At 72.1% G+C, this 25,652-nt stretch carries 25 protein-coding genes and 1 tRNA gene; 17 read left to right on the forward strand and 9 right to left on the reverse strand.

Translation table 11 applies throughout. The features are described from left to right. Positions 1 to 216: 216 nt before the first annotated feature. Positions 217 to 1,533, reverse strand: coding sequence for a nicotinate phosphoribosyltransferase (locus ACIO9K_RS20065; RefSeq protein ID WP_400331504.1), 1,317 nt, complete (start codon positions 1,531 to 1,533; stop codon positions 217 to 219). A gap of 141 nt (positions 1,534 to 1,674) precedes the next feature. Here ACIO9K_RS20065 and clpS point away from each other — a divergent pair, with 141 nt between their 5' ends. From clpS to ACIO9K_RS20100, 7 genes are all read left to right on the forward strand, one after another. Then, on the forward strand, positions 1,675 to 1,968 hold the full coding sequence (gene clpS, locus ACIO9K_RS20070; RefSeq protein ID WP_063351371.1) for an ATP-dependent Clp protease adapter ClpS: 294 nt from the start codon (positions 1,675 to 1,677) through the stop codon (positions 1,966 to 1,968). A 123-nt stretch (positions 1,969 to 2,091) separates the two neighbouring features. After that, a complete protein-coding gene (locus ACIO9K_RS20075; protein WP_400331506.1) occupies positions 2,092 to 2,664 on the forward strand; it encodes a DUF2017 domain-containing protein in 573 nt (190 codons plus the stop codon). Between the two features lie 187 nt (positions 2,665 to 2,851). Further along, complete coding sequence (locus ACIO9K_RS20080; RefSeq protein ID WP_400331508.1) at positions 2,852 to 4,294, forward strand: amino acid permease; 1,443 nt, start codon at positions 2,852 to 2,854, stop codon at positions 4,292 to 4,294. Between the two features lie 100 nt (positions 4,295 to 4,394). Beyond that, on the forward strand, positions 4,395 to 4,826 hold the full coding sequence (locus tag ACIO9K_RS20085) for a M67 family metallopeptidase (RefSeq protein WP_363587180.1): 432 nt from the start codon (positions 4,395 to 4,397) through the stop codon (positions 4,824 to 4,826). 139 nt (positions 4,827 to 4,965) lie between these two features. Further along, on the forward strand, positions 4,966 to 5,085 hold the full coding sequence (locus ACIO9K_RS20090; RefSeq protein WP_347878546.1) for a putative leader peptide: 120 nt from the start codon (positions 4,966 to 4,968) through the stop codon (positions 5,083 to 5,085). Positions 5,086 to 5,200: 115 nt separating this feature from the next. Then, positions 5,201 to 5,479, forward strand: a complete 279-nt coding sequence (locus tag ACIO9K_RS20095) for a MoaD/ThiS family protein (RefSeq protein WP_363370276.1) — start codon at positions 5,201 to 5,203, stop codon at positions 5,477 to 5,479. A gap of 79 nt (positions 5,480 to 5,558) precedes the next feature. Continuing rightward, positions 5,559 to 6,527, forward strand: a complete 969-nt coding sequence (locus ACIO9K_RS20100) for a cysteine synthase (protein WP_350881189.1) — start codon at positions 5,559 to 5,561, stop codon at positions 6,525 to 6,527. A gap of 34 nt (positions 6,528 to 6,561) precedes the next feature. On the opposite strand, the gene ACIO9K_RS20105 is transcribed toward ACIO9K_RS20100, so the two are convergent. Continuing rightward, a complete protein-coding gene (locus ACIO9K_RS20105; protein WP_400331512.1) occupies positions 6,562 to 7,032 on the reverse strand; it encodes a type II toxin-antitoxin system PemK/MazF family toxin in 471 nt (156 codons plus the stop codon). Between the two features lie 186 nt (positions 7,033 to 7,218). Here ACIO9K_RS20105 and ACIO9K_RS20110 point away from each other — a divergent pair, with 186 nt between their 5' ends. Beyond that, on the forward strand, positions 7,219 to 7,410 hold the full coding sequence (locus tag ACIO9K_RS20110; RefSeq protein ID WP_363583755.1) for a MarR family transcriptional regulator: 192 nt from the start codon (positions 7,219 to 7,221) through the stop codon (positions 7,408 to 7,410). A gap of 199 nt (positions 7,411 to 7,609) precedes the next feature. Continuing rightward, the gene (locus ACIO9K_RS20115) at positions 7,610 to 8,356 is read left to right on the forward strand and encodes an MBL fold metallo-hydrolase (RefSeq protein ID WP_350881195.1); all 747 of its coding nucleotides are present in this window, start codon (positions 7,610 to 7,612) and stop codon (positions 8,354 to 8,356) included. Positions 8,357 to 8,393: 37 nt separating this feature from the next. Here ACIO9K_RS20115 and ACIO9K_RS20120 read toward each other — a convergent pair whose 3' ends face one another. The 4 genes from ACIO9K_RS20120 to ACIO9K_RS20135 all read right to left on the reverse strand — a co-directional run bounded on the left by ACIO9K_RS20120 (position 8,394) and on the right by ACIO9K_RS20135 (position 14,543). Beyond that, positions 8,394 to 9,680: an LLM class flavin-dependent oxidoreductase gene (locus tag ACIO9K_RS20120; protein WP_400331519.1), complete on the reverse strand. Its 1,287-nt coding sequence runs from the start codon at positions 9,678 to 9,680 to the stop codon at positions 8,394 to 8,396. Next, entirely contained in the window at positions 9,677 to 10,741 is a 1,065-nt protein-coding gene (locus tag ACIO9K_RS20125; RefSeq protein ID WP_400331522.1) for an LLM class flavin-dependent oxidoreductase, read from the reverse strand. Before ACIO9K_RS20125 ends, ACIO9K_RS20120 begins: the two co-directional genes overlap by 4 nt. Before the next feature lie 406 nt (positions 10,742 to 11,147). Further along, a complete protein-coding gene (locus ACIO9K_RS20130) occupies positions 11,148 to 12,425 on the reverse strand; it encodes a PTS transporter subunit EIIC (protein WP_363628120.1) in 1,278 nt (425 codons plus the stop codon). A gap of 816 nt (positions 12,426 to 13,241) precedes the next feature. Next, positions 13,242 to 14,543 carry a PTS transporter subunit EIIC gene (locus ACIO9K_RS20135; protein ID WP_400331526.1) on the reverse strand — a complete coding sequence of 434 codons (1,302 nt, stop codon included), beginning with the start codon at positions 14,541 to 14,543 and terminating at the stop codon, positions 13,242 to 13,244. 399 nt (positions 14,544 to 14,942) lie between these two features. Between ACIO9K_RS20135 and ACIO9K_RS20140 the strand changes: the two genes are divergently transcribed. The 4 genes from ACIO9K_RS20140 to rdgB all read left to right on the forward strand — a co-directional run bounded on the left by ACIO9K_RS20140 (position 14,943) and on the right by rdgB (position 17,249). Then, a complete protein-coding gene (locus ACIO9K_RS20140; protein ID WP_063349220.1) occupies positions 14,943 to 15,176 on the forward strand; it encodes a glucose PTS transporter subunit EIIB in 234 nt (77 codons plus the stop codon). A 148-nt stretch (positions 15,177 to 15,324) separates the two neighbouring features. Then, positions 15,325 to 16,050 (forward strand): ribonuclease PH, encoded by a 726-nt coding sequence (rph, locus tag ACIO9K_RS20145; RefSeq protein WP_350881205.1) that lies wholly within the window; start codon positions 15,325 to 15,327, stop codon positions 16,048 to 16,050. Between the two features lie 172 nt (positions 16,051 to 16,222). Next, entirely contained in the window at positions 16,223 to 16,612 is a 390-nt protein-coding gene (locus tag ACIO9K_RS20150) for a hypothetical protein (protein ID WP_363620061.1), read from the forward strand. Between the two features lie 31 nt (positions 16,613 to 16,643). After that, a complete protein-coding gene (rdgB, locus tag ACIO9K_RS20155) occupies positions 16,644 to 17,249 on the forward strand; it encodes an RdgB/HAM1 family non-canonical purine NTP pyrophosphatase (protein WP_350881208.1) in 606 nt (201 codons plus the stop codon). 69 nt (positions 17,250 to 17,318) lie between these two features. Here rdgB and ACIO9K_RS20160 read toward each other — a convergent pair. Beyond that, positions 17,319 to 17,402 (reverse strand) — tRNA-Leu (locus ACIO9K_RS20160). Between the two features lie 330 nt (positions 17,403 to 17,732). On the opposite strand from ACIO9K_RS20160, the gene ACIO9K_RS20165 reads away from it, so the two are divergent. Then, the gene (locus tag ACIO9K_RS20165) at positions 17,733 to 20,216 is read left to right on the forward strand and encodes a chitinase C-terminal domain-containing protein (protein ID WP_400331746.1); all 2,484 of its coding nucleotides are present in this window, start codon (positions 17,733 to 17,735) and stop codon (positions 20,214 to 20,216) included. A 141-nt stretch (positions 20,217 to 20,357) separates the two neighbouring features. Here ACIO9K_RS20165 and bcp read toward each other — a convergent pair whose 3' ends face one another. Continuing rightward, positions 20,358 to 20,834 (reverse strand): thioredoxin-dependent thiol peroxidase, encoded by a 477-nt coding sequence (bcp, locus tag ACIO9K_RS20170; RefSeq protein WP_063349225.1) that lies wholly within the window; start codon positions 20,832 to 20,834, stop codon positions 20,358 to 20,360. A gap of 146 nt (positions 20,835 to 20,980) precedes the next feature. Between bcp and ACIO9K_RS20175 the strand changes: the two genes are divergently transcribed. The 3 genes from ACIO9K_RS20175 to ACIO9K_RS20185 all read left to right on the forward strand — a co-directional run bounded on the left by ACIO9K_RS20175 (position 20,981) and on the right by ACIO9K_RS20185 (position 23,184). Next, the gene (locus ACIO9K_RS20175) at positions 20,981 to 21,322 is read left to right on the forward strand and encodes a DUF3618 domain-containing protein (RefSeq protein WP_063349226.1); all 342 of its coding nucleotides are present in this window, start codon (positions 20,981 to 20,983) and stop codon (positions 21,320 to 21,322) included. Between the two features lie 284 nt (positions 21,323 to 21,606). Continuing rightward, the gene (locus ACIO9K_RS20180) at positions 21,607 to 21,909 is read left to right on the forward strand and encodes a co-chaperone GroES (protein WP_079136310.1); all 303 of its coding nucleotides are present in this window, start codon (positions 21,607 to 21,609) and stop codon (positions 21,907 to 21,909) included. A 96-nt stretch (positions 21,910 to 22,005) separates the two neighbouring features. After that, complete coding sequence (locus ACIO9K_RS20185; protein ID WP_363620057.1) at positions 22,006 to 23,184, forward strand: winged helix DNA-binding domain-containing protein; 1,179 nt, start codon at positions 22,006 to 22,008, stop codon at positions 23,182 to 23,184. 58 nt (positions 23,185 to 23,242) lie between these two features. Here the strand turns inward: ACIO9K_RS20185 and ACIO9K_RS20190 are convergent, their stop codons facing one another. Beyond that, positions 23,243 to 25,606, reverse strand: a complete 2,364-nt coding sequence (locus ACIO9K_RS20190) for a transglycosylase domain-containing protein (protein WP_400331532.1) — start codon at positions 25,604 to 25,606, stop codon at positions 23,243 to 23,245. Between the last annotated feature and the right edge of the window lie 46 nt (positions 25,607 to 25,652).

Consider the following 25,652-nt stretch of genomic DNA (forward strand, 5'->3'; position numbering starts at 1 on the left):
GACTCTAGGGAGTGGCGTGCGGGGGCGGAAGGCCTGGGGCGGACCCCGGGCCGGCGCCCGGCGCGAACCGGCGAACCGCGGCGGACCGGTGAACCGGGTGAACCGCGGCGACGGCGAACCGGCGATCCGCGGCGGACCGGCGGCCCGGAACCGGCGGCACGGCCCCGGGGCCGTCCGCCGGTCCGCGCCGGTCCGCGCCGGTCGGCCGGGGCGGGGTCAGAGCACGAGTTCGGTCGGCAGCACCGGGTCGCCCTTGGAGAGCTGGGTGGCCGACAGCGGCAGTGCGGCCCGGGCCCGGATGTGCCGTTCGCGCGCGGCGGTGAGCGGTTCGCGGCCGACGGCCCGGCCGGCCCGCACCAGCGGCACCTGCATCAGGTGCGGCTCCAGGTCGGCGGGGACCGCTCCGGTGCCGACCACCTCGGCCTCGGCGACGCCGTCGGCGTCGGGCCGGCGGGCGGCCCACTTGCGGCCGCCGATGCTGGTCTTGCCGCCGGCCGCGCGCTTGGCCACCGGCACCAGCGGCCCGTCCGCGCTCTCGGCGCGGGCGACCAGCTTGTAGACCATCGCGCAGGTCGGGTGGCCGCTGCCGGTGACCAGGCTGGTGCCGACGCCGTAGCCGTCCACCGGGGCGGCGGCGAGCGCGGCGATGGCGTACTCGTCGAGGTCGGAGGTGACGATGATCCGGGTCTTCGTGGCGCCGAGGTCGTCCAGCTGGCGGCGGACCCGGTGGGCCAGCAGGGTGAGGTCGCCGGAGTCGATCCGGACGGCGCCCAGTTCGGGGCCGGCCACCTCGACGGCGGTGCGGACGGCCTCGCGCAGGTCGAAGGTGTCGACCAGCAGCGTGGTGCCCTTGCCCATGGAGGCGATCTGCGCGCGGAAGGCGTCCTGCTCGCTGTCGTGGACGAGGGTGAAGGCGTGGGCGGCGGTGCCGGTGGTCGGGATGCCGTGGGTGAAGCCGGCCTCCAGGTCGGAGGTGGCGGCGAAGCCGGCGACGTACGCGGCCCGGGCGGCGGCGACGGCGGCCTGCTCGTGGGCGCGCCGGGCGCCCATCTCGATCACCGGGCGGCCGCCGGCGGAGGCGGTCATCCGGGAGGCGGCGGCCGCGATCGCGGAGTCGTGGTTGAGGATCGAGAGGATCACCGTCTCCAGGATCACCGCCTCGGCGAAGCTGCCCTCGACGGTGAGCAGCGGCGAGCCGGGGAAGTAGACCTCGCCCTCGGGGTAGCCGTGGATGTCGCCGGCGAAGCGGTAGTCGGCGAGGTAGCGCAGGGTGTCGTCGTCGACCACGCCCTGGCCGGCCAGCCAGTCGAGCTGCGGGGTGGTGAAGCGGAAGTCCTCGATGGCGTCGAGCACCCGGCCGGTGCCGGCCATGACGCCGTAGCGGCGGCCGCTGGGCAGGCGGCGGGTGAACACCTCGAACACGGAGCGGCGGTGCGCGGCCCCGCTGCGCAGGGCGGCCTGCAGCATGGTGAGCTCGTAGCGGTCGGTGAGGAGCGCGGTCGAACCGGCCGCGCGCACTGAAGTGGCGTCCATGCGGATGATGCTACTACCACTTAGCGTCAGAGTGACGATTTCTCGTGCTGCGAGCCGGGCCGGAATCGCCCGGGGGTCCCCCGGATGGCAGCATGGGGCTGAAGAGGCGTGGACGGACTGCGCAGCGAGGAGGATCCGGCGGTGAGTGTCGCGCCCGTGGAGATCGAGCGCCCGGAGGTCGAAGGACTACCGGTGGTGGAGCCGGACACGCCCTGGGTGACCATCGTGCACAACGACCCGGTGAACCTGATGAGCTACGTCCAGTACGTCTTCCAGGCCTACTTCGGCTACCCGAAGGACAAGGCCAGGAAGCTGATGATGGAGGTGCACACCAAGGGCCGGACGGTGGTCTCCAGCGGCTCCCGCGAGGAGATGGAGCGCGACGTCCAGGCGATGCACGGCTACGGCCTCTGGGCGACGCTGCAGCACGACTGACCGCGGCACGACTGACCGCAGCACGACTGACCGCAGTGCGACCGGCGCAGTGCGGACCGCGGCGCGACCGGCCGCGGAGCCGGTACCCCACCCGAGACGACGAAGACGGGCTGACCGATAGACATGGCTGGGTTGTTCGAGAGTGCCGGCGGCGGGAGCGCGGCGATCGCGCTGGACGAGGTGGAGGCCTCCATCCTGCGCTCCCTGGAGGTGGGGATCCTGCAGCTGATCGGGCCCGGCCCGGGCGGGGACGGCGGCGATCCGCTGGCCGCGCTGTTCGCCGAGGGCCCGACCGAGGCGCCGGCCAACCCGATGCTCGCCCGGCTCTTCCCGGACGCCTACGGCGACCCGGCCGGGCCGGAGAACGAGGAGAGCCGGGCCGCCTCGGGCGAGTTCCGCCGCTACACCGAGGTGGACCTGCGGACCCGCAAGCGCGAGGACGCCCTGCACGTCGTCCGGATGCTCGACCGGCTCGGCGGTGAGGGCGGGGTGGTCAAGCTGGACCCCGCCGACGGCCTGCGCTGGCTGGGCGCGCTCAACGACCTGCGGCTGACCCTGGGCGTCCAGTTGGAGGTCAGCGAGGACGACGAGGCGCTCTACGAGCTGCCGGACGAGGACGACCGCAAGCCGCTGGTGATGGCGTACGTCTGGCTGGGAGCGCTCCAGGAGACGCTCCTGGAGGCGATCGCGGACTGATCGTGCCCGCTTCCGGGCAGGCCCCGGTCGATTCGTCCAATATGTGGACGGACGGCCGGGGCATTTCTCTTTAAATCGGGCAAAACATAGCAGGTCATGCTCAAATAACGCTCAGATGAACACCGCTATCCGAACCCTGCGTGGTACGACTTCTCCACCCCACGAGACCCACCCAGGACGGTGCACCATGGCCGAGCAGCTGTACGACGACGTGGTCGACGCGAAACCGGACGAGGAGGGCTATCACCGGGGGCTGGGAAGCCGCCAGATCCAGATGATCGCGATCGGCGGTGCCATCGGCACCGGCCTCTTCCTCGGCGCGGGCACCGCGATCTCCCGGTCCGGCCCGAGCCTGATCCTCTCCTACGCCGTCGCCGGCGTGGCGATCTTCGTGATCATGCGCGCCCTCGGCGAACTCCTCACCTACCGCCCGGTCTCCGGCAGCTTCGCCGAGTACGCACGCGAGTTCCTCGGCCCCTTCGCCGGCTACGTGACCGGCTGGACGTACTGGCTGTTCTGGGTGGTCACCGGCATGGCGGAGACCACCGCCGCCGCCGTGTACGTGAGGTTCTGGGCGCCCGACATCCCGCAGTGGGCCAGTGCGCTGACCTTCCTGGTGATCCTCTACGCGGCCAACCTGATCTCGGTGAAGCTGTTCGGCGAGATCGAGTTCTGGTTCTCGATGGTCAAGGTCACCGCCATCATCGGCATGATCCTGATCGGCATCGGGGTGCTCACCCTCGGCTTCAGCAAGGCCGGTGACACCGCGTCGATCACCCACCTGTGGCAGGACGGCGGCTTCTTCCCCAAGGGCATCGGCGCCACCGTGATGACGCTGCAGATCGTCATGTTCGCCTACCTGGGCGTCGAACTCGTCGGCGTCACCGCAGGGGAGAGCGAGAACCCCGAGAAGACCCTGCCGCGCGCCATCAACACCCTGCCCTGGCGCATCATGCTGTTCTACATCGGCGCGCTGGTGATCATCCTCTCGCTCGTGCCGTGGACCGAGTTCCAGCCCGGCGTCAGCCCGTTCGTGGCCGCCTTCGGCAAGATCGGCATCCCGGCCGCGGCCGGGATCATCAACTTCGTGGTGCTGACCGCCGCGCTCTCCTCCTGCAACTCCGGCATGTACTCCACCGGCCGGATGCTGCGCGACCTCGCCCTGCGCGGCCAGGCCCCGGGGCAGCTCACCAAGCTCAACACCCGCCGCACCCCGGCCTTCGCGATCACCCTCTCCTGCCTGCTGATGGGTGTCGGCGTGGTGCTCAACTACCTCGTCCCGGCCAAGGCGTTCGAGTACATCACCTCCGTCGCCACCGTCTGCGGCCTGTGGACCTGGGCGATGATCCTGATCTGCCAGATCCGCTACCGCAAGGCCTGGCGGGCCGGCCACCTGCCGCCGCCCACCTTCAAGGCGCCCGGCGGCGCCTGGACCAGCTGGACCGCGCTCGCCTTCCTCGCCCTGGTCGTGGTGCTGATCGCGTTCGACGCGGACAACCGGATCTCGCTGTACGTCTTCCCGGGCTGGGCCGTCCTGCTGGTGATCGGCTACCAGGTGCTCAAGCGCCGCAACCCGAGGGCCGCCCACGGCGTCGCCCACGACCACCTGCACGTGCGCAACGGCGGCTGAACCGCCGGGACCTGGCCGCCGCGCCCAGGTGGCGGACACCCGGTGACCGCGCTCCGGACGCCCCGGCGGACACCCGCCGGGGCGTGGCTATCCTGACCGCATGCTGACCATCACCCGAGAACTCCGCGACCGGATCGTGGCCCACGCCCGCGCCGACCACCCGGACGAGGCCTGCGGCGTGGTCGCCGGACCGGCCGGCAGCGGACGGCCCGAGCGGTTCGTCCCGATGCTCAACGCGGCCCGCTCGCCCACCTTCTACGAGTTCGACTCGGGCGACCTGCTCAAGCTCTACCGCGAGATGGACGACCGCGACGAGGAGCCGGTGATCGTCTACCACTCGCACACCGCCACCGAGGCCTACCCCTCGCGCACCGACGTGAGCTACGCCTCCGAGCCGTTCGCCCACTACGTCCTGGTCTCCACCGCCGACGGCAACGGCGAGGACGACCCGTTCCAGTTCCGCTCGTTCCGCATCGTGGACGGCGAGATCACAGAGGAAGACGTCCAGGTCGTCGAGGCCCACCCGGCCTGACCAGCACCCACCTGGGCGCGGCCCGCCGACCGCCCGCGAGCGATCGGCGGGCCCGTGTCGTCTCAGCCCGAGAAACGGGAACATCCGGATCCCGAGACGGGCATGGAGGAGCGGGCCGGGGAATCTATACGATGAGCCCATGCGTTCCGTCGATGTGAGCAACCAGGCCCCGGGCACCCGCCTCGTGGCGCGCCTGCACGTCGACCTGTGCCGGCTCGCCAGTGCGATCTGTCCCGGCACGCCCGCGCGTTCGCGCTGAGCCGCCTGCCCCACCCGGTGCCCACCGCCTGCCGGCGACGCCGAGCCCCGGGACCACCCTCCCCGCCGTGCCCGCCGCGGCCCACCCACCTCACGACTCGCACAGGAGCGCACCCATGGCCATCGAGGTCCGCATCCCGACCATCCTCCGCACCTACACCGACGGCGCCAAGGCCGTCGAGGGCACCGGCAGCAACCTCGGGGAGCTCTTCGCCGACCTCGACGCCCGCCACCCGGGCATCGCCGCCCGCCTGGTCGAGGGCGGTGAGCTGCGCCGCTTCGTCAACGTCTACCTGAACGACGAGGACGTCCGCTTCCTGGAGGGCATCTCCACCGCCCTCGCCGACGGCGACAGCGTCACCATCCTGCCCGCCGTGGCCGGCGGAGCCCGCTGACCTCCCGCCCTCCCGTCCGCCCAGCGGCGGGCGGGAGGGCGCCCTTCCGCACCCCCACCGCCGTGGCCGGAGGCCTCCCTTGCGTTACGACAGCCCGCTCGAAGCCGTCGGCAACACCCCGCTGGTCCGCCTGCCGCGGCTGTCCGCCGCCGTCCCCGGCAACACCGACGGGCAGGTGACGCTCTGGGCCAAGCTGGAGGACCGCAACCCCACCGGCTCGATCAAGGACCGCCCGGCGCTGCACATGATCGAGCGCGCCGAGGCCGACGGCCGGCTCACCCCCGGCTGCACCATCCTGGAACCCACCAGCGGCAACACCGGCATCTCGCTCGCCATGGCCGCCAAGCTCAAGGGTTACCGGATGGTCTGCGTGATGCCCGAGAACACCAGCGAGGAACGGCGCGAACTGCTCCGCATGTGGGGCGCCGAGATCATCCCCTCGCCGGCCGCCGGCGGCTCCAACACCGCCGTCCGGATCGCCAAGGAGATCGCCGCCGAGCACCCGGACTGGGTCATGCTCTACCAGTACGGCAACCCCGACAACGCGGGCGCCCACTACGCCACCACCGGCCCCGAGATCCTCGCCGACCTGCCGACCGTCACCCACTTCGTGGCCGGCCTCGGCACCACCGGCACCCTGATGGGCGTCGGGCGCTACCTGCGCGAGAAGGTCCCCGGCGTGCGGATCGTCGCCGCCGAACCCCGCTACGACGACCTGGTGTACGGGCTGCGGAACCTCGACGAGGGCTTCGTCCCCGAGCTGTACGACGCCGCGGTGCTCACCACCCGTTTCTCGGTCGGCTCCGCGGACGCCGTCCGCCGCACCCGCGAACTCCTCCAGCAGGAGGGCATCTTCGCGGGCGTCTCGACCGGCGCGATCCTGCACGCCGCGATCGGCGTCGGCCGCAAGGCCGCGGCGGCCGGGGAGCGCGCCGACATCGTGTTCGTGGTCGCCGACGGCGGCTGGAAGTACCTGTCCACCGGTATCTACACCGCGGAGACCACCGAGGCGGCCGTCGAGGCGCTGCAGGGGCAGCTCTGGGCCTGAGAGCCCCAGCGGTGCTGGAGGGCCAGCTCCGGGCCTAGCCGCGTTGCAGGGCCTGCTGCGCGCGGGACCAGACCTGCCGGTCCACCGTGCCGGCCCGGCGGCGGAAGGCCGACAGCGGCACCTCGCGCAGCTCGTCGGTCTCCAGCCAGCTGGTGCGGCCCTGCCGGTCGCCCACCGAGGCGGGCGGCAGCGGCAGCACGCCCGGGCGTTCGGCGTGGTGCTTGCTGGTGATCTTCGCGACGGTCGCGGTGCGGCCTTGCACCCGCAGCACCAGGCACGGGCGGTCCTTCGACCCCGGGCCGTCCTCGAACGGGACCTCCGCCCACCAGATCTCCTGCGGCTGCGGCCCCGGACGGCCCTTGGCCGCCGGGCGCGGGCGCGGAGCCGTCGGACCGGCCGGTCGCGGCGCCGGGCGGGTGCGCCGGACCAGCGCCCCCACGACGGCGGCCAGCAGCGCGACGCCCGCCACCGCCAGGACCACCCAGACCCCGGTCGAACTGTTCATGGCGCGAACCGTACCGGGCCCATGGCGGCCCCCACCACCGTGAGTGCCCGGACGGCCGGGCATTTGTCCGCACCACGCACCCGGTTCGTCACGGAATGACCACGGTGCCCGTTCTGTGGTGAAGAGTCGCCGACGCCCGGACAGGCTGCCTCACGTACGCCCGCCCCGCCCCTCCGGAGGTGCCTCGTGGGGAGAAGCTCCGAGCTGTGGTCCTACGCCGAGATCGCCCGCCACATCAACGTGCAGGCCGAGAGCGTCCGCAACTACCGGCGGCACGGGCTGCTGCCCGACCCGGACGTCCTCGACGCCGGCGGCCACCCCCGCTGGTACCCCGACACGATCAAGGCCTGGGCCCGCAACCGCCCCCGCCACCGCTGACCCGACGGCACCCGAACGGACGGCACCGCCCCCGCCCCGGCGTTCTGGTGATTCCAGCCACAGCCCGGCACGGGGACGGGGGCAAAGTGCCGCTCCGCCCTTACTCTCGACACGCGAAGCAGTGCTACCGGCCGGTTCCACCGGCCCGGCCTGCCGTTTTCCAGCAGCAGCCAGGACGTGTCGGGGCGGAGGGGCTCGGATGAAACTGACCGTGGTGGGGTGCTCGGGGAGCTTCCCGTCCGCCGAATCGCCCTGCTCCAGCTACCTCGTCGAGGCCGACGGCTACCGCGTCGTGCTCGACCTCGGCAACGGCGCCCTCGGCGCCCTGCAGAAGTACGTGGACATCTACGAGGTCGACGCCGTCCTGCTCAGCCACCTGCACGCCGACCACTGCGTCGACCTGTGCGCCTACTGGGTCGCCCGCAACTACCGCGCCGAGGGCTGCCCCGACCCGATGCCCGTCTACGGCCCGGCCGGCACCGCCGAACGGCTCGCCCGCGCCTACGACATGCCGGAGAACCCGGGGATGAAGGAGGTCTTCGACTTCCACACCCTCACCCCCGGGGCCTTCGACCTCGGCCCGTTCCGGATCGAGGTCGCCCAGGTCAACCACCCCGTCGACGCCTTCGCCTTCCGCCTCGAACACGACGGCCGCGCGCTCGTCTACTCCGGCGACACCGGCGAGAGCGCCGAACTCGTCGAACTCGCCCGCGACGCCGACCTCTTCCTCTGCGAGGCCGCCTACATCGACGGCCGGGACACCTACCAGGCCGTCCACCTCAACGGCCGGGAGGCGGGCGAGCACGCCGCCGCCGCCCACGTCCGCCGGCTCGTCCTCACCCACATCCCCCCGTGGACCGACGCCGAGCACAACCGCCGAGACGCCGCCGCCGCGTACCCGGGCCCCGTCGAGGTCGCCCGGGCGGGTGCGGTGTACCGGATCTGAGCGGGCGGGCGGGCCGGTCGGCTCGGCGTCGGTCGTCTCAGCGCCGGCCGGGGAGCGGCAGACCGAGGTGGTCGCGCAGGGTCGTCCCGCTGTAGTCGGTGCGGAACACCCCGCGCTCCTGGAGCAGCGGCACCACGCGGTCGACGAACGCGTCCAGGCCGCCCGGGGTCAGGTGGGGGACGAGGATGAAGCCGTCGGCCGCGTCGTTCTGCACGAAGAAGTCGATCCGCTCGGCGACCGTCGCGGGGGAGCCGATGAAGGACTGCCGGCCGGTCACCTCGATCACCAGCTCGCGGCTGGTGAGCTGCTTCTCGGCGGCCAGCGCCCGCCAGCGGGCGGCGACGGCCGACGGGTCGCCGATCCGGACCCGGCCCTGGGCCAGGGCGCTGTCCGGGTCGGGGTCGACGGCGGGCAGCGGACCGTCCGGGTCGTGGTCGGACAGGTCGATGCCCCAGACCTGTTCCAGGAAGGCGATCGTGGTCTGCGGCCCGACCTGGGCCCGGCGGACCTCGGCGGCGAGTTCGGCGGCCTCGGCGTCGGTGTCGCCGAGGGCGAAGGTGACGCCGGGCATGATCTTCAGCTCGTCCGGCTTGCGGCCGTACGCGGCGAGCCGGCGCTTGAGGTCCGCGTGGAAGGCCTGGCCGTCGGCGAGGGTGGAGTGCCGGCTGAAGACGACGTCGGCGGTCGCGGCGGCGAACTCCCGGCCCTCGTCGGAGTCCCCGGCCTGGATGACCACCGGGTGGCCCTGCGGCGGGCGGGGCAGCGAGAGCCGGCCCTCGACCTCGAACTGCGGGCCGCTGTGCCGGACGGTCTCCGCTCCGCCGTCCCAGAACTCCCGGGCGAGCTGCACGAATTCGGCGGCCCGGGTGTAGCGGTCGGCGCGGTCGAGGTAGCCGCCGCGGCGGAAGTTCTCCCCGGTGAAGGCGTCCGAGGAGGTGACCACGTTCCAGGCCGCGCGCCCACCGGAGAGGTGGTCCAACGAGGCGAACCGGCGGGCCAGTTCGTACGGTTCGTTGAAGGTGGCGTTGACGGTGCCGGCCAGCCCGAGACGGGTGGTGACGGCGGCCAGCGCGTTCAGCACGGTGATCGACTCGGGGCGGCCGACCACGTCCAGGTCGTGGATGCGGCCCTTGTTCTCGCGCAGCCGCAGGCCCTCGGCGAGGAAGAAGAAGTCGAACTTCCCGCGCTCGGCGGTCTCGGCGAGGTGGCGGAAGGAGTCGAATTCGATGTGGCTGCCGGAGTCCGGGTCGCTCCACACCGTGGTGTTGTTGACGCCGGGGAAGTGCGCGGCGAGGTGGATCTGCTTGAGCGGGCGGTCCGTCATCGGGTCACCTCGGCGAGAGCGGCGGCGGACGGGGTGGCGGTGGCGCCGGTGTTGGTGGCGGCGTCGGTGGCGTAGCGGCTGGCCGGGCGGGCCAGGCCGAGGTGGTCGCGCAGGGTGCGACCGGCCGCGTACCCGGCGCGGAACAGCCCCTGGGCGCGCAGCACCGGGACGACCCGTTCGGCGAGGGCGGCCAGGTCCCGTTCGGGCTCGGCGGGGACGAGGTGGAAGCCGTCGACGCCGGTGCCGATCGCGGCGAGGTCGGCGAGCAGGCGGTCGGCCGCGGCGTCGTCGGGCAGGGAGGCGTCGGTCCGGGCGAGGATGCGCAGGTGCTCGCCGGCGCGCAGCCGCAGTTCGGTGGCGGCGGCCAGCCGGGCGGCGTGGTCGGGGGCGTCCAGCAGGACGACGTCGGCGTACCGGATCGCCACCGCGACCCGGGCGCGACCGCCGGGGGAGGCGTACGGGGCGAGGTCGACGGCGGACACCGGGACGGCGACGACCGGGCGGCCCTGCGGCGGGCGCGGGGTGATCGACGGCCCGCGGACGGAGAAGTGCGGGCCCTCGAAGTCGACGTAGTGCAGCTTGTCGCGGTCGATGAACCGCCCGGTGGCGGTGTCGCGGATCTCCGCGTCGTCCTCCCAACTGTCCCAGAGCCGGGCGGCGACCTCGACGGCGTCGGCGGCCTCGGCCCAGAGCGCGTCCGCGGGGGCGGTCGGGCGGCGGCCGAAGGCCTTGGCCTCGGCCTCGGTGGCGGAGACGCCGACCAGCCAGCCGGCCCGGCCCCGGCTCACCCAGTCCAGGGTGTTGACCGCGATCGAGGTGTGGAACGGCTCGGTGTGGGTGGTGGTGACGGTGGGCACCAGTCCGACCCGCTCGGTCAGCGGGGCGATCCGGGCGAGGGTGGCGAGGGCGTCGGGGCGGCGCGGTTCGGGGGTGAAGGAGTCGTCGAGGGTGACGAAGTCGAGGGTGGCCCGCTCGGCGAGGCGGGCGAGGGCGGCGTAGTGCCCGGCGTCGACGTGGCCGGGGCTGTCCAGGGCGGCGGAGAGGTGCAGTTGGCGGGGCATGCTGAGGCCTGACTTTCCTCGTGCGGACGCGTGCGGGCGACGCCGGCGAACGCGCACAGGGGGTGTGCGGGTGCGTACGGCCGCGCGCGGGTGCGCGGTGGCGGCCCGGAGGCGGGCGGGGCCCGTGCGGGCGGGAGGGGAGGAACGGCGCCGGGCGGGAGGTCAGCCGGGCGGCGGGGGGAACGGTCGGCTCAGCCGCGACACGCCGCGGACCACACGCGACCGAAGTCGATGTGGCTGCGGGTCACCAGCGGGCAGGACGCGTTCACGGCTTCAGTTGACCAGTGCCTCCGCCGGTTCGTCAACCGCCGTTCCCGCCGCCCCGGGGCGGGACGCACGACGACCCCGCCCCGCCGCTGGGGGAGCAGCGGCGGGGCGGGGTCGTGGAGTGCGGACGGGCGGGGCCTCAGGCCTTGGTCACGTCCTCGATCTCGTCGTCGTCCTCGCGACCGGGGGTCTTGAGGTCGAACTTGGTGATCGCGAAGCGGAAGAGGAAGTAGTACAGCGCGGCGAAGACCAGGCCGATCGGGATGATCAGCCACGGGTCGGTGGCCTTGCTCCAGGCCAGCGCGTAGTCGATCAGGCCGCCGGAGAAGGTGAAGCCGTCGTGCACGCCGAGCGCCCAGGTGACGGTCATCGAGACGGCGGTGAGCACCGCGTGGATGACGTACAGGGCCGGGGCGATGAAGACGAAGGCGAACTCGATCGGCTCGGTGACACCGGTGACGAAGGAGGTCAGGGCCAGCGAGACCATCATGCCGGTGATGGCCTTGCGGCGGTGCGGCTTGGCGGCGTGGGCGATGGCCAGTGCGGCGGCGGGCAGCGCGAACATCATGATCGGGAAGAAGCCGGACATGAACTGGCCGGCGGTCGGGTCGCCGGCGAAGAAGCGCGGGATGTCGCCGTGCACGATGGTGCCGTCGGCCTTGGTGAAGTCACCGGTCTGGAACCAGGCGTAGGAGTTCACGAACTGGTGCATGCCGACCGGCAGCAGACCGCGGTTGACCAGGCCGAAGGCACCCGCACCGAGCGCACCGGCACCGATCAGGGTGTCGTTCAGGCTCTTGATGGCGTCGCCGACCGGGCCCCAGGTCAGGGCGAACAGGACACCGATGCCGGTGCCGACGAAGGCCATCAGGATCGGCACCAGACGGCGGCCGTTGAAGAAGCCGAGCCAGTCGACCAGCTTGGTGCGGTGGTACTTCTGCCACAGCACGGCGGCCAGCAGGCCGATCACGATGCCGCCGAGCACACCCGGGTTCTGGTAGGTCGGGTCGACCCACTTGCCGTCGGCGATGTGGCCCTTGGTGATCGGGAACGCGGTCAGCACGTTCTTGTAGACCAGGAAGCCGACCAGGGCGGCGAGGGCGGTGGAGCCGTCCGCCTTCTTGGCGAAGCCGATCGCGATACCCACCGCGAACAGCAGCGGCAGGTTGTCGAAGACCCCGCTACCGGCGGTGTTGAACACCGCGGCGACCTTGTCCCAGCCGAGGCCGTCCTTGCCGAACACGTCGTCCTGGCCGAGGCGCATCAGCAGACCGGCGGCGGGGAGCACGGCGATGGGCAGCTGGAGGCTGCGGCCGATCTTCTGCAGGCCCTGGAGCAGGTTCTGGCCGAATTTCTTGGCGGGGCTGGGCGTGGCCGGAGCCGTGGCGGGCGCCGGTGCCTGCGCTGACTGACTCATTGGGGTGGGTTCCTAACGGCATGGCGGTCGGGGGAGGGGCACAGGGGGCCGAACCGCGAACTGGTCTACACCACGTGTGGTGTAGACCAGTTTTGTAGCACGGGTGGAGAAGGGGGGGAACCCCGGAAAGCGCCCCTGCCGGGAAGCGCTATGAAATCGAAACCTAGTTGCGGAACGACGATCATGATTACCCGCCGTGATTGGGATTTTGGCTATTTGCGCAACAAAAAGACCCGGCCCCGTCCGGAGGCCCCGCCGAGGCCTCGTCAGGGGTCCGCCGCGGGCCCAGCGGTGCGCGGACGGGGGTCGGGTCGGCGGGGTTCACGGGCGGACGCGACGGTGTCCGGGCGGAGGCGGCCTCCGGAGCTCCGGTGCCCGCTGCCGGGGTCCGGTCCGGGTGCGGTGGGCGGCGGCGAAGGGGCCCACCGGGGTGTCGGACATCACGGACGGCCGGCGGTCGGGAGAAGTCCGGGCCCCACCCCGTCCGGCTTCGGCCAATCCGCGGCTTTCCGACCCCCGCGGCGCATGGTCGGGGCCGGCGGGGAAACGGTGGCGGCCGATTGCCGGCCACCGCCCGCGCCGGGCGGCGGCGGACTTTCCCCACCCCCGCGGTGCCCCCGGCCGGCGGCCCGGCGGCCGGGCGGTACGGCCCGCCCCGGCCCCGCCCGGCACGGCTGACGGCCCGCCGGGGAATCCCCGGGGCGCATATCGGAATTGTTTTACCGCCCGGGCATTTGGTCCTTTCCGGAAATGCCGAAGGCCTCCGGACCGTCGGGTCCGGAGGCCATTGCGGGTGCTGCCCGGTGACGCTCGGTTTCAGATCTTGGTGACGTCCTCGACCTCGCTCTCGTCCTCCCGCCCGGGTGTTTTCAGATTGAATTTGACGATGATGAACCGGAAGAGCGCGTAGTACACGGCGGCGAAGCAGAGCCCGATCGGGATGATCAGCCACGGCTTGGTGGCCAGCCCCCAGTTGATGACGTAGTCGATCAGGCCGGCCGAGAAGCTGAAGCCGTCGTGCACCCCGAGCCCCCAGGTGACGGCCATCGAGGCGCCGGTCAGCAGCGCGTGCACGCCGTACAGGGCCGGGGCGACGTAGGCGAAGGAGTACTCGAGCGGTTCGGTGACGCCCGTCACGAAGGAGGTCAGGCCGACCGAGAGCATCAGGCCGTAGATCTCCTTGCGGCGGTGCGGTTTCGCCGAGTGCGCGATCGCCAGTGCGGCGGCGGGCAGTGCGAACATCATGATCGGGAAGAATCCGGACTGGAACTGGCCGGCCGTCGGGTCGCCCGCGAGGAAGCGCGGGATGTCGCCGTGCGCGATGGTGCCGTCCGGCTTGATGAACTCGCCGAACTGGAACCAGACGAATGTGTTCAGCAGCTGGTGCATGCCGATCAGCAGCAGCGCGCGGTTGAACAGGCCGAAGATGCCGGCGCCGCCCGCGCCCAGGTCGGCCAGGGTCTGGCTGAAGTCGTTGAGCCCGCGGCCGATCGGCGGCCAGACCCAGAGCGCCACGCAGGCGGTGGCCAGGCCCACCACCGCGGTGATCATCGGCACCAGGCGGCGGCCGTTGAAGAAGCCCAGCCAGTCGACCAGCCTGGTGCGGTGGAAGCGGACCCAGAGCCAGGCCGACATCAGGCCGATCAGGATGCCGCCCAGGACGCCCGGGTTCTGGTACGTCGCGGCCGCCGCCTTGGCCGAGCTGTAGTCCACGCACTGGCCGGTCCAGGCGTCGGTGACCAGGACCGTCCCGTTCTTGCAGTTCTCCGGGAACGCGTGCAGGACCTTGTAGTAGACGAGGAAGCCCACCACGGCGGCCAGCGCGGTGGAACCGTCCGCCTTCTTCGCCATGCCGATCGCCACACCGACGCAGAACAGCATCGGCAGGCCGAACGAGGAGTCCAGCAGGGCGCCGCCGGCCGAGGCGAAGACCTTGGCGACGTCGGTCCAGCCGAGGCCGTCCTTGCCGAAGACGTCGGGCTGGCCGAGCCGGTTGAGGATGCCGGCCGCGGGGAGCACCGCCACCGGGAGCTGCAGGGAGCGGCCCATCTTCTGGAGGCCGCCGTAGAAGGTGTGCCACCACACGCGCTGCGGGGCCGTGGCGCCTGCCGAACTCATCCTTCGCCCTCCGAGAGCAGTTGCCGGCCGGTGGCCCCCGGCGGGACCCCCGGGCGGGGATCCGGAACACCCGGGGTCCTTTCTGCGTTCATCGGAGTACACATATATTGGTGTAGACCACTTTGGGACGCAGGCCGCACTCCGGGCACGAGCCCGCTGCTCGTCATCCTCTGGTGGCGGTCGGGACCGTGCGCGCCGGAATGGGCCAAAAGTGGACTAACGTGGCAGATCGGACCGGAGCAGGTGATGCTGGTCGCGCTGCCCGGCGGCGCGACCGCGGCTGAACCCGCGTCAGCACCGGTACCGACCACGCCGGCCACCGGTCGGCGGACACCCCAGTACAGCGCAGGACGGCACCCGGCAGAGCGGCCGGCGGGCCGAGACAGAGGGAGAAATCAGATGGCCAGCAAGGCTGAGAAGATCGTCGCCGGTCTGGGCGGCATCGACAACATCGAAGAGGTCGAGGGCTGCATCACCCGCCTTCGCACCGAGGTCAAGGACGCCTCCCTGGTCAACGAGGCCGCCCTCAAGGCCGCCGGCGCCCACGGCGTCGTCAAGATGGGCACCGCCATCCAGGTCGTCATCGGCACCGACGCCGACCCGATCGCCGCTGACATCGAGGACATGATGTGAGCTGAGCCACCGGGCTCACCCCACCCCCGGCCCGCCGCCCCACCCGGGAACGGCGGGCCGAGGCGCACCCGGGGACGGCGCCCAGCCGCACCCCGGCGGGCCGAGGCGCACCCGGAACACCCGCTCCGAGCGACTACGCTCAGTGCCTATGTCACGCATCGACGGCCGCACCCCCGACCAGCTCCGCCCCATCACCATCGAACGGGGCTGGAGCAAGCACGCCGAAGGATCCGTCCTCATCTCCTACGGCGACACCAAGGTGCTGTGCACCGCCAGCGTCACCGAGGGCGTCCCCCGCTGGCGCAAGGGCAGCGGCGAAGGCTGGGTCACCGCCGAGTACTCCATGCTCCCGCGCGCCACCAACACCCGCGGCGACCGCGAGGCCGTCAAGGGCCGCATCGGCGGCCGCACCCACGAGATCAGCCGGCTCATCGGCCGCTCGCTGCGCGCCGTCGTCGACCACCGCGCCCTCGCCGAGAACACCATCGTCCTCGACTGCGACGTCCTCCAGGCCGACGGCGGCACCCGCACCGCCGCCATCACCGGCGCCTACGTCGCCCTCGCCGACGCGGTCGCCTGGGCCCGCGACCGCAAGCTCCTGCGCGCCAAGGGCCAGCCCATCACCGGCGGCGTCAGCGCCGTCAGCGTCGGCATCATCGACGGCGTCCCGATGCTCGACCTCCAGTACGAGGAGGACGTCCGCGCCGAGACCGACATGAACATCGTCTGCACCTCCGACGGCCGCTTCGTCGAGGTCCAGGGGACCGCCGAGGGCGCCCCCTTCGACCGAGCCCTGCTCGACCGCCTGCTCGACCTCGGCACCCTGGGCTGCGCCGAGCTCGACGAGATCCAGCGCAAGGCCCTGGAGGCCTGAACCGGTTCGGCCCACGGCGCCGTGGACCCGGATGTACCCGCAGCCGTACGGGCCGCTGTACACGCCGGGCCCGAAGCCCGTACGGTTCCCGCAGCACCCCTGCTGCGGGAACCGCGCACCCCCCGGCGCGCGTCCCGTCCCACGGAACCCGCGCGCCCCACAGGAGGACCGGATGCCGTCCAGCATCGCCCGCCCCGCCGCCCTCGCCGTGGCCGGCCTGATCGCCATCCTCCCGCTCAGCATGGTCAGTTGCTCCGCAGCCCAGAAGGCGATCGACTGCGGCAACACGGCGGTCAGGATCACCGGCGACCTCGCCGACGTCACCAGCGCCTACGGCAACGCGAGCAACGACTCGGCGGCTGCCGGGAAGGCGCTGGAGAAGCTCAGGACCGACCTCAACCAGGTCGGCAAGAACTCCAAGAACACCGATGTCGCCAAGGCTGTCGCCGACCTGCAGAAGCAGGCCGACAAGGTCCAGCAGGCCGTCGACAAGAAGGAGGTCCCCGACCTCAAGCCGCTCGGCGACGCGGCCGGCAACCTCACCTCGGTCTGCACCGGCTGACGCCGGGACGGCTGCCGATAGGGTGGGCGATATGTCCACCCGATTGATCCTCGCCACCCGTAACCAGCACAAGGTCGCCGAACTCCGCGCCATCCTCGGCGAGGCCGGCCTGGACGTCGAACTCGTCGGCGCCGACGCCTACCCCGAGATCCCGGACGTCCCGGAGACCGGCGTCACCTTCGCCGAGAACGCGCTCCTCAAGGCCCACGCCCTCGCCCGCGCCACCGGCCTGCCCGCCGTCGCCGACGACTCCGGCCTCTGTGTCGACGTCCTGAACGGCGCCCCCGGCATCTTCTCCGCCCGCTGGGCCGGCAAGCACGGCGACGACCGCGCCAACCTCGACCTGCTGCTCGCCCAGCTCTCCGACATCTCCGACCCGCACCGCGGCGCCCACTTCTTCTGCGCCGCCGCCCTCGCCCTCCCCGACGGCACCGAGCGTGTCGTCGAGGGCCGCCTCCTCGGCACCCTGCGCACCGCCCCCTCCGGCGACGGCGGCTTCGGCTACGACCCGATCCTCCAGCCCCTCGGCGAGACCCGCACCTGCGCCGAACTCACCCCTGCCGAGAAGAACGCCATCAGCCACCGCGGCCTGGCCTTCCGCGGCCTCGCCCCGGTCGTCAAGGACCTCCTGGGCTGACGGCCGGTCGGAGAGCGCCGAAGGCCCGCCCCGGATCATTCCGGGGCGGGCCTTCGAATCTAAGGCTAGTGCGGCCTGAGGGACTTGAACCCTCACGGGATTTCTCCCACGGGCACCTAAAACCCGGGCGTCTGCCGATTCCGCCAAGGCCGCATGGCCTCTAGTCTAGGGCTTCGCCCGTGCCGGGGCACCGTCCTTTCCGGTGCGGCACCGTCCCGGACGCGGGCGGGCGGTGGTGTCGAGGGGGTCGGCGGCGGGTTCGGCGGGGGGCGTTCGGTCGCGGGGTGACGGGGTTTCGGCCAGGGGGTGACTTGTTGTCGTCGGTGGGGTGACCGGCGGGGTTGGGGGTTTGATTACCAATTGGTACAGACCTATTGACCTATGTGGTTCAGACCACATAGCTTCGGCGCCAATTGCAATCCCCCACGTGCGTGCTCCCCCACAGGCACGCGCCGACACTCTCTCCCGGAGGACCGAGTGTTGATCCGAAACACGGCGGAGCGGCGTCCCACCGCCGCACTCCGCCGCAAGAGCCCTGCTGCCCGGGCGGGCGCGGTCGCGCTGGCGGCGGCCGGTCTGGCCGGTCTGCTGCTGTCGACGCTGGGCGCGGTGCCCTCGCAGGCGTCCGCGACCGTCGACAACGGGGCCTGTCGCCCCGACGGCCTGTACCAGACGCCCGGGGTGGACGTCCCGTACTGCTCGGTCTACGACACCGGCGGCCGCGAGAAGATGGGCGCGGACCACCAGCGCCGCATCATCGGCTACTTCACCGGCTGGCGCACCGGCAAGAACGGCGACCAGCCCTACCTGGTGAACGACATCCCCTGGGACAAGGTCACCCACCTCAACTACGCGTTCGGCCACGTCGGCGGTGACAACAAGCTCTCCGTCGGCACCGACGGCCCGACCAACGAGGCCACCGGGATCTCCTTCCCGGGCGTGCCCGGCGCCGAGCTGGACCCGACGCTGCCCTACAAGGGCCACTTCAATCTGCTGACGAAGTTCAAGAAGCAGTACCCGAACGTCAAGACCCTGATCTCGGTGGGCGGTTGGACCGAGACCGGCGGCTACTTCGGGGACGACGGCAAGCGCGTCAACTCCGGCGGCTTCTACTCGATGACCGTCAACCCGGACGGCAGCGTCAACCAGGCCGGCATCGACACCTTCGCCGCCTCGTCCGTCGACTTCATCCGCAAGTACGGTTTCAACGGCGTCGACGTCGACTACGAGTACCCGACCTCGATGAAGGACGCCGGCAACCCGCTGGACTGGCAGCTCGCCAACTCCAAGCGCGGCTCGCTGGCGAAGGGCTACGCGGCGCTGATGAAGACGCTGCGCGAGAACCTGGACCGGGCCGGCGCCGCCGACGGCAGGCACTACCTGCTGTCGGTCGCGGCCCCGTCGTCCGGCTACCTGCTGCGCGGCATGGAGACCTTCCAGGTGGCGCAGTACCTGGACTACGTCAACATCATGTCGTACGACCTGCACGGCGCCTGGAACAAGTACGTCGGCCCGAACGCCTCGCTGTTCGACGACGGCAAGGACGGCGAGCTGGCGGCGGCCAACGTGTACGGCACCGGCCAGTACGGCGGCATCGGCTACCTGAACGCCGACTGGTCGTACCACTACTTCCGCGGTGCGATGCCGGGCGGCCGGATCAACGTCGGCCTGCCGTACTACACCCGGGGCTTCAAGAACGTCACGGGCGGCACCAACGGCCTGTGGGGCACCGCGGCGGCGACCACCTGCCCGGTCGGCTCCGGCCTGACCTCCTGCGGTGACGGCGCGGTCGGCATCGACAACATCTGGAACGACAAGGACGACGCGGGCAAGGAGTCCCCGGCCGGGTCGAACCCGATGTGGCACGCGAAGAACCTGGAGAAGGGCATCCTGCCCGACTACCTGGCCAAGTACGGCGTGAAGGACACCGCGCTGCAGGGCACCTACGCCCGCAACTACAGCAGCAGCCTGGTGGCGCCGTGGCTGTGGAACGACGCCAAGAAGGTGTTCCTCTCCACCGAGGACGAGCAGTCGGTGGGTGCCAAGGCGGACTACATCGTCAACCAGGGCGCCGGCGGCGCGATGATCTGGGAGCTCGCGGGCGACTACAAGTGGGACGCGAGCGCCAACGGCGGCAAGGGCGAGTACGTGCCGGGTTCGACGCTGACCTCGCTGATGTACGACAAGTTCAAGGCGGCCACGCCGTACGGCGCGACCCGTTCGACGGTCCCGCTGCCGCAGCAGACCCTGCCGATCGACGTGTCGTTCACCAACTTCGCGCTGGGTGACTCGAACTACCCGATCAACCCGAAGATCCACATCGTCAACAACTCGACGACGACCCTGCCGGGCGGCACCGAGTTCCAGTTCGACTACAGCAACTCGGCTCCGGGCAACGCCAAGGACCAGTCCGGCTTCGGCCTCCAGGTCATCCGGCAGGACAACCCCGGTCCGGGCAACGTAGGAGGTCTGAAGGGCACCTACAACCGGGTGTCGGTCAAGCTGCCGGGCTGGCAGTCGCTGGCGCCGGGCGCCTCGGTGGACCTGGACTTCGTCTACTACCTGCCGGTCTCGACCCCGTCGAACTGGACGGTCAACGTGAACGGCACGCTGTACGGGCTCAAGGGCGACCTGACCCGGGGCACGGTGGACGGCGGCACGCCGACCCCGACCCCGACCCCGACGCCTACCGCGACCGCCACCGCTTCGCCGACCGCGACCGCCTCCCCGACGGCGACCGCCTCGCCCACCGCCACGGCCTCGCCGACCGCGACGGCCACCGCGACCGCCACCCCGACGACGGGGGCCTGCACGGCCGCCCCGAGCTGGGACGCGGGCACCACCTACGCGGCCACCACCAAGGTGTCGTGGAAGGGCCACTACTACCAGAACAAGTGGTGGACCAAGGGCGACGACCCCGCGGCCAGCGGCTCGTGGGGTGTCTGGAGCGACCTCGGGGCCTGCTGACGGCGCCCTGAGGTGAGAGACGGCGGTGGCGGTGCACCCGGTCGGGGGGTGTGCCGCCACCGCTTCGTTCAGCGAGGTGCCGGGCGAGCGAGGTGCCGGGCGAGCGAGGTGTCGGGCCGTCGAGCGCCAGGCCTTCGAGCGTCAGGCCGTCTCGACCTTGAGGTCGCGCAGCAGCTTGGCGACGTGCCCGGTGGCCTTCACGTTGTACAGCGCGCGCTCGACCTTGCCCTGCTCGTCCACGATCACGGTGGAGCGGATCACGCCGACGTAGGTGCGGCCGTAGTTCTGCTTCTCGCCGTAGGCGCCGTAGGCCTCCAGCACCTGGTGGTCCGGGTCGGACACCAGGGTGACCTTGAGGTTCTCGGCCTCGCGGAACTTGCCGAGCTTCTCCGGCTTGTCCGGGGAGACGCCGATGACGTCGTAGCCGGCGCCGGCGAGGACCTCCAGGTTGTCGGTGAAGTCGCAGGCCTGCTTGGTGCAGCCGGGGGTGAGCGCGGCCGGGTAGAAGTAGACGATGACCTTGCGGCCCAGGTGGTCGGCGAGGGACACCTGGTTGCCGTCGGCGTCGGACAGGCTGAAGGCGGGCGCGGTGTCGCCGGGCTGGAGACGCTCACTCACGGGTAAATCTCCTGTTGCTGGGGCGGGCGGTCATAGCACGGCAAACTTACCCCCGATGGTGGGTGGGGTCGCGCGGCCCTGCTCGGCAACTGACAGACTGGGTCAGTCGCACAGGACAACATCAGCAAGTGAATGGGGTGGCCCGAGTGGGCGAGGCGAGCACGAAGGACAAGTCGGCGCGGACGACCGCCCAGATCGAGGCGGACATCTCCCGGACCCGCACCCAGCTGGCGGCCACCCTGGACGAGCTGGCCGTGCGCGTCCACCCGAGCACGATCAGCGCCCAGGTGAAGGCGAAGGCCGTGGCCGCCGTCGAGGAGAAGGCCGGCCGGGCGTACGTGGCCGCCAACGGCGTGGTGGAGAAGGTGCGGGCGCAGTTCGTGGACGAGAAGGGGCAGCCGCGCACGGAGCGGATCGTCCCGGCCGCGCTGGTCGGCGTGGGCGTGCTGCTGCTGGTGGCTTCCGCCCGGAAGCGCCGCAAGGGCTGAACGGGCACGGGGTGAGGGCCGGGCGCGGGAGGCGTCCGGCCTTCGGTGTGCCCGGGCCCGGGAGGTGCGCCCGGCTCTGGGGGTGTGCCCGGGCCCGGGTGCGTGTCCGGCCCCGCGGGCGCCGCGGCTTCCCGCATGCCGGGCCAGCGTCACGCCGCGCGCCCGGGGGCGGTACCTTCGGGATCGTGAGTACGAACGACGAACCGACCCCGCAGGCCTCCTCCGCCGCACCCGAGTACGAGGCGGCGCGGCACGACCGGCTGGGCGAGAAGCTGCCGATCCGGATGCTGCACGACCGCGTGCTGGTGCGGATCGAGGGCAGCGAGGGCGAGCGCCGCTCGACCGGCGGCATCCTGATCCCCGCGACCGCGGAGCTGTCCAAGCGCTGCACCTGGGCGGAGGCCGTCGCGGTGGGCCAGAGCGTCCGCTCGGTGGAGCCGGGCGACCGGGTGCTGTACGACCCGGAGGACAAGCTGGAGGTCGAGGTCCGTGGCGCCACCTACGTGCTGCTGCGCGAGCGTGACCTGCACGCGGTGGCGGCGACCCGCTTCGGCGACACGGAGGGCTCGACCGGGCTCTACCTCTGAACCTCTGAGCACGGACGTGGCGTGAGCCGGTCGGGGCGGTGCCCCGGCCGGCTCCTTGCGTCCGGGTCTGTCGGTGGTGGGGGCTAGGGTCCGGGCATGACGAGGCGTGTGCCGGTGATCGGCGAGGGTGAGCGGCGGGCCCGGGTGGGGCGGCGGCAGTTGCTGGCGCCGTCGGTGCGGGTGGCGCGGGTGGAGCAGGTGGCGGACGCGCTGGTGGGGCTGCACGCGTCGGACCCGGCGACGGTGTACCTGTCGGCGTGCGCGCGGCTGGTGGAGCCGTCGGTGGCGGAGGTGGACCGGGCGCTGTACGAGGACGTCACGCTGGTGAAGCTGCTGTCGATGCGGCGGACGCTGTTCGCGGTGACGGAGGGCTTCGCGCCGCACGTGAGTTCGTCGACGGCGCGGGCGATCGCGGCGAGGGAGCGCGCGACGCTGCTCAAGCACCTGCGGGACCACGCGGACGGCTGGGACGAGGCGCGGCTGGCCGGGGCGGAGCGCGCGGTGCTGGCCGCCGTGGCCCGGCGCGGCGAGGCGACGACGAAGGAACTCGGCGACGACGTGCCGGAGTTGCGCGAGACGATGCTGATGTCGGCGGGCAAGCCGTACGAGAACCGGCAGAGCGTGGGCAGTCGGCTGCTGCGGCTGCTGGCCGCGGACGGGCACGTGCGGCGGGGCCGCCCGCGCGGGTCGTGGCTGAGCAACGTCTATCCGTGGGCGCCGGTGCCGCAGTGGCCGGAGGCGCCGGTGCGGGAGGCGAAGGCGGAGGTGGTGCGGCGCTGGCTGGCCGGGTACGGCCCGGCGACCGTCGAGGACGTGAAGTGGTGGACGGGCTGGACGCTGGGGGACACCCGCCGGGCGCTGGCGGACGTGGGCGCCGAGGACGTGGAGCTGGCGGGCGGGGCGGCGGCGCTGGTGCTGCCGGGGGACGCCGGGCCGGTGGCGGAGCCGGAGCCGTGGGCGGCGCTGCTGCCGGGGCTGGATCCGACGGTGATGGGCTGGCGGGGGCGGGACTGGTACCTGCGGCCGGAGGACGTGCCGGCGCTGTTCGACCGGGCGGGCAACGCCGGGCCGACGGTGTGGTGGTGCGGCCGGGTGGTGGGCGGCTGGGCGCAGCGGCCGGACGGTGAGGTGGTGTGGCGGCTGTTCGGTGATGTGGGGGCGGAGGCCGAGGGGGCGATCGCGGCGGAGGCGGCGCGTCTGGCGGGCTGGTTGGGGGAGGTGCGGGTGACGCCGCGGTTCCGGTCGCCGTTGGAGCGGGAGTTGGTGGCGGGGTAGTTCACCGGCCGGCGGGCTGGTTCACCGCTCGGGGGGTGGTTCACCGCTCGGGGGGTGCTCACTGGGCGGGAGGGGTGGCTCGCTGGGCCGGTGGTGTCGCGCTCGTCGCCGGGTTGGTGGCGGCGCCGGTGGTGCTGGGTGGCGTGGTCGGGTGGGTGGGCCGGGTCTGGGTGGGTCGGGGGGTGGGGCTGGACTGCTCCTGGGTGGCGGTGGGCTGGGGTGCCTGCGGGCTGGGCTGTTCCTGGGTGGTGGTGGGCTGCGGGGCGGGCGCGCTGGGGGCGTGGGTGGGGGTGTCGGGCACGGGGGTGCTGCTGGGGGGTTCCTCGCTGGTGCCGCCGCCGGTGGTGGGGGCGGTGGAGGTGGGGCTGGGGGTGGTGGTGGCGCTGCTGCTGGGGCTGAAGCCGGGGGCGGGGGTGTCGCGGCCGGTCTGGAGGTCGAACTGCTGGGTGGCGGTGCCGTCGAGGGCGGCGCTCATGTAGGCGGTCCAGATCCGGGTGGGGAAGGTGCCGCCGTTGATCCGGGCGAGTCCGGCGGTGCCGGCCAGTGGTTCCTTGGCGTGGGTCTTCGGGTTCTCGCGGAACAGGCCGACGGTGGTGGCGAGTTCGGGGGTGTAGCCGGCGAACCAGGCGGACAGGTTGGAGTCGGTGGTGCCGGTCTTGCCGGCGGCGGGGCGGCCGAGGTCGAGGGCGGCGGCGCCGGTGCCGCGGGGGCCGATGACGTCGCGCAGGACGTCGGTGACGGTGTCGGCGTAGGGCCGGTCGATGGCGTCGACGGGGGTGTGGTCGGGCATCTTGGGGGCGTCGACGGCGCCGCCGGTGTGGACGCGTGCGAGCTTGAGGACGGACCACGGGGCGTTCGCCTGGCCGTGGTTGGCGAGGGTGGCGTAGGCGCCGGCCAGGTCGAGGGCGCTGGGGGTGGCGGTGCCGAGGGTCATCGAGGTGTTGGCCGGGTCCATGCCGCGGACGCTGTCGGGGATGCCGAGTTTGACGGCGGTGTCGCGGACGCGGGCGAGGCCGGCGTCGACGCCCTCCTGCGCGTACACGGAGTTGACGGACTTCACCATGGCGTAGCGCAGGGTGATGTTGCCGTAGTCGACGTCGTCCTCGTTGGGCGGCGCGTAGGGGGTGGGGCCGCCGGTGACGGGGCGTTCGCTGGTGCCGTCGTAGCGGGTGTCGGGGGTGATCTGCCGGCCGTCGAGGGTGTGCTGGGCGATGAGGCCGGCGGCGAGGTCGACGGGTTTGAAGGTGGAGCCGATCTGGTTGTCCTGGCGCAGGGCGTCGTTGTAGGGCTGTTTGGCGTAGTCGGGGCCGCCGTAGACGGCGACGACGCGGCCGGTGGCGGTTTCGACGGAGGCGCCGGCGACCCGGACGTCGGTGTCGGTGGCGGGGCGGCGCCGGGGGTCGAGTTCGTCGGTGAGTTCGTCCTGCACGGCCTTGTGGAAGGCGTCCTGCTTGGGCTTGTCGAAGGTGGTGGTGATGCGCCAGCCGCCGGCCTTGAGGGTGGCGGTGTCGATGATGCCGGCGGAGACGAGGTAGTCGTCGGCGACGCCGACGAGGTAGCCGGCCTGGCCGGAGAGGCCGGTGGCGGGCTGGGGGTCGATCGGTTCGGGGAAGGTGGTGGCGGTGCGTTCTGCGTCGGTGAGGAAGCCGAGTTGGACCATGCCGTCGAGGGTGTAGTGCCAGCGGGCGATGGCCTTCTCGCGGTTGGCGGGGGTGGCGGTCTTGACGTCGTAGCTGCTGGGGGCCTGGAGGAGGGAGGCGAGGTAGGCGCCCTGGGCGAGGGTGAGGGCGGAGACGTCGACGCCGTAGTAGGCGTGGGCGGCGCTCTGGATGCCGTAGGCGCCGCGGCCGAAGTAGCTGCTGTTGAGGTAGCCGGCGAGGATCTCGGGCTTGTCGCGCTGTTGGTCGACCTTGAGGGCGATGAAGAGTTCGCGGCCCTTGCGTTCGATGGTCTTGTCCTGCGTCAGGTAGTAGTTCTTGACGTACTGCTGGGTGATGGTGGAGCCGCCCTGCGTGCCCTTGCCGGTGAGGGTGTTCCAGCCGGCCCGGAGCATGCCTTTGAGGTCGATGCCGCGGTTGCGGTAGAAGGTGCGGTCCTCGGCGGAGACGACGGCGTGCTGGGTCTGCGGGGGGATCTGGTCGATGGTGACGTCGGTGCGGTTGACGGCGCCGGTGCGGGCGATCTCGGTGGTGTCGTCGGCGTAGAGGTAGATGTTGTTCTGGGCGACGGCGTGGGCGTTGGGGTCGGGCACCGGGACGATGACGTAGAGCACGGCGAAGGCGCCGACGGTGAGCAGGAGCGCGGTGGTGAGGGCGCCGAGCGTGATGCGCCAGGTGGGCAGGAGCCGGCGCCAGCGGGGGAGGGCTCGGCGGGCCGCGCGGCGGGCGGCTCGTTTGGCCTGGCGTCGGGTGCTCAAGGTCATGCCGCGATTATGTGCTATTTGATGGCCGATCAGGGGGTGGTCGGGG

Origin of the sequence: Kitasatospora sp. NPDC087271, from assembly GCF_044744605.1 — a bacterium.
In the GTDB taxonomy this organism is placed as follows: Bacteria; Actinomycetota; Actinomycetes; order Streptomycetales; family Streptomycetaceae; genus Kitasatospora.

Coding starts and splice junctions, on each gene's coding strand:
- ACIO9K_RS20065 (WP_400331504.1), bottom strand. CDS start 1,533: ATGGACGCCACTTCAGTGCGCGCGGCCGGTTCGACCGCGCTCCTCACC.
- ACIO9K_RS20135 (WP_400331526.1), bottom strand. CDS start 14,543: ATGAGTTCGGCAGGCGCCACGGCCCCGCAGCGCGTGTGGTGGCACACC.
- ACIO9K_RS20190 (WP_400331532.1), bottom strand. CDS start 25,606: ATGACCTTGAGCACCCGACGCCAGGCCAAACGAGCCGCCCGCCGCGCG.
- ACIO9K_RS20120 (WP_400331519.1), bottom strand. CDS start 9,680: ATGACGGACCGCCCGCTCAAGCAGATCCACCTCGCCGCGCACTTCCCC.
- ACIO9K_RS20115 (WP_350881195.1), top strand. CDS start 7,610: ATGAAACTGACCGTGGTGGGGTGCTCGGGGAGCTTCCCGTCCGCCGAA.
- ACIO9K_RS20125 (WP_400331522.1), bottom strand. CDS start 10,741: ATGCCCCGCCAACTGCACCTCTCCGCCGCCCTGGACAGCCCCGGCCAC.
- ACIO9K_RS20075 (WP_400331506.1), top strand. CDS start 2,092: ATGGCTGGGTTGTTCGAGAGTGCCGGCGGCGGGAGCGCGGCGATCGCG.
- ACIO9K_RS20080 (WP_400331508.1), top strand. CDS start 2,852: ATGGCCGAGCAGCTGTACGACGACGTGGTCGACGCGAAACCGGACGAG.
- ACIO9K_RS20150 (WP_363620061.1), top strand. CDS start 16,223: ATGCCGTCCAGCATCGCCCGCCCCGCCGCCCTCGCCGTGGCCGGCCTG.
- ACIO9K_RS20085 (WP_363587180.1), top strand. CDS start 4,395: ATGCTGACCATCACCCGAGAACTCCGCGACCGGATCGTGGCCCACGCC.
- ACIO9K_RS20105 (WP_400331512.1), bottom strand. CDS start 7,032: ATGAACAGTTCGACCGGGGTCTGGGTGGTCCTGGCGGTGGCGGGCGTC.
- ACIO9K_RS20185 (WP_363620057.1), top strand. CDS start 22,006: ATGACGAGGCGTGTGCCGGTGATCGGCGAGGGTGAGCGGCGGGCCCGG.
- ACIO9K_RS20095 (WP_363370276.1), top strand. CDS start 5,201: ATGGCCATCGAGGTCCGCATCCCGACCATCCTCCGCACCTACACCGAC.
- ACIO9K_RS20140 (WP_063349220.1), top strand. CDS start 14,943: ATGGCCAGCAAGGCTGAGAAGATCGTCGCCGGTCTGGGCGGCATCGAC.
- rdgB (WP_350881208.1), top strand. CDS start 16,644: ATGTCCACCCGATTGATCCTCGCCACCCGTAACCAGCACAAGGTCGCC.
- ACIO9K_RS20180 (WP_079136310.1), top strand. CDS start 21,607: ATGCTGCACGACCGCGTGCTGGTGCGGATCGAGGGCAGCGAGGGCGAG.
- rph (WP_350881205.1), top strand. CDS start 15,325: ATGTCACGCATCGACGGCCGCACCCCCGACCAGCTCCGCCCCATCACC.
- ACIO9K_RS20130 (WP_363628120.1), bottom strand. CDS start 12,425: ATGAGTCAGTCAGCGCAGGCACCGGCGCCCGCCACGGCTCCGGCCACG.
- ACIO9K_RS20090 (WP_347878546.1), top strand. CDS start 4,966: ATGCGTTCCGTCGATGTGAGCAACCAGGCCCCGGGCACCCGCCTCGTG.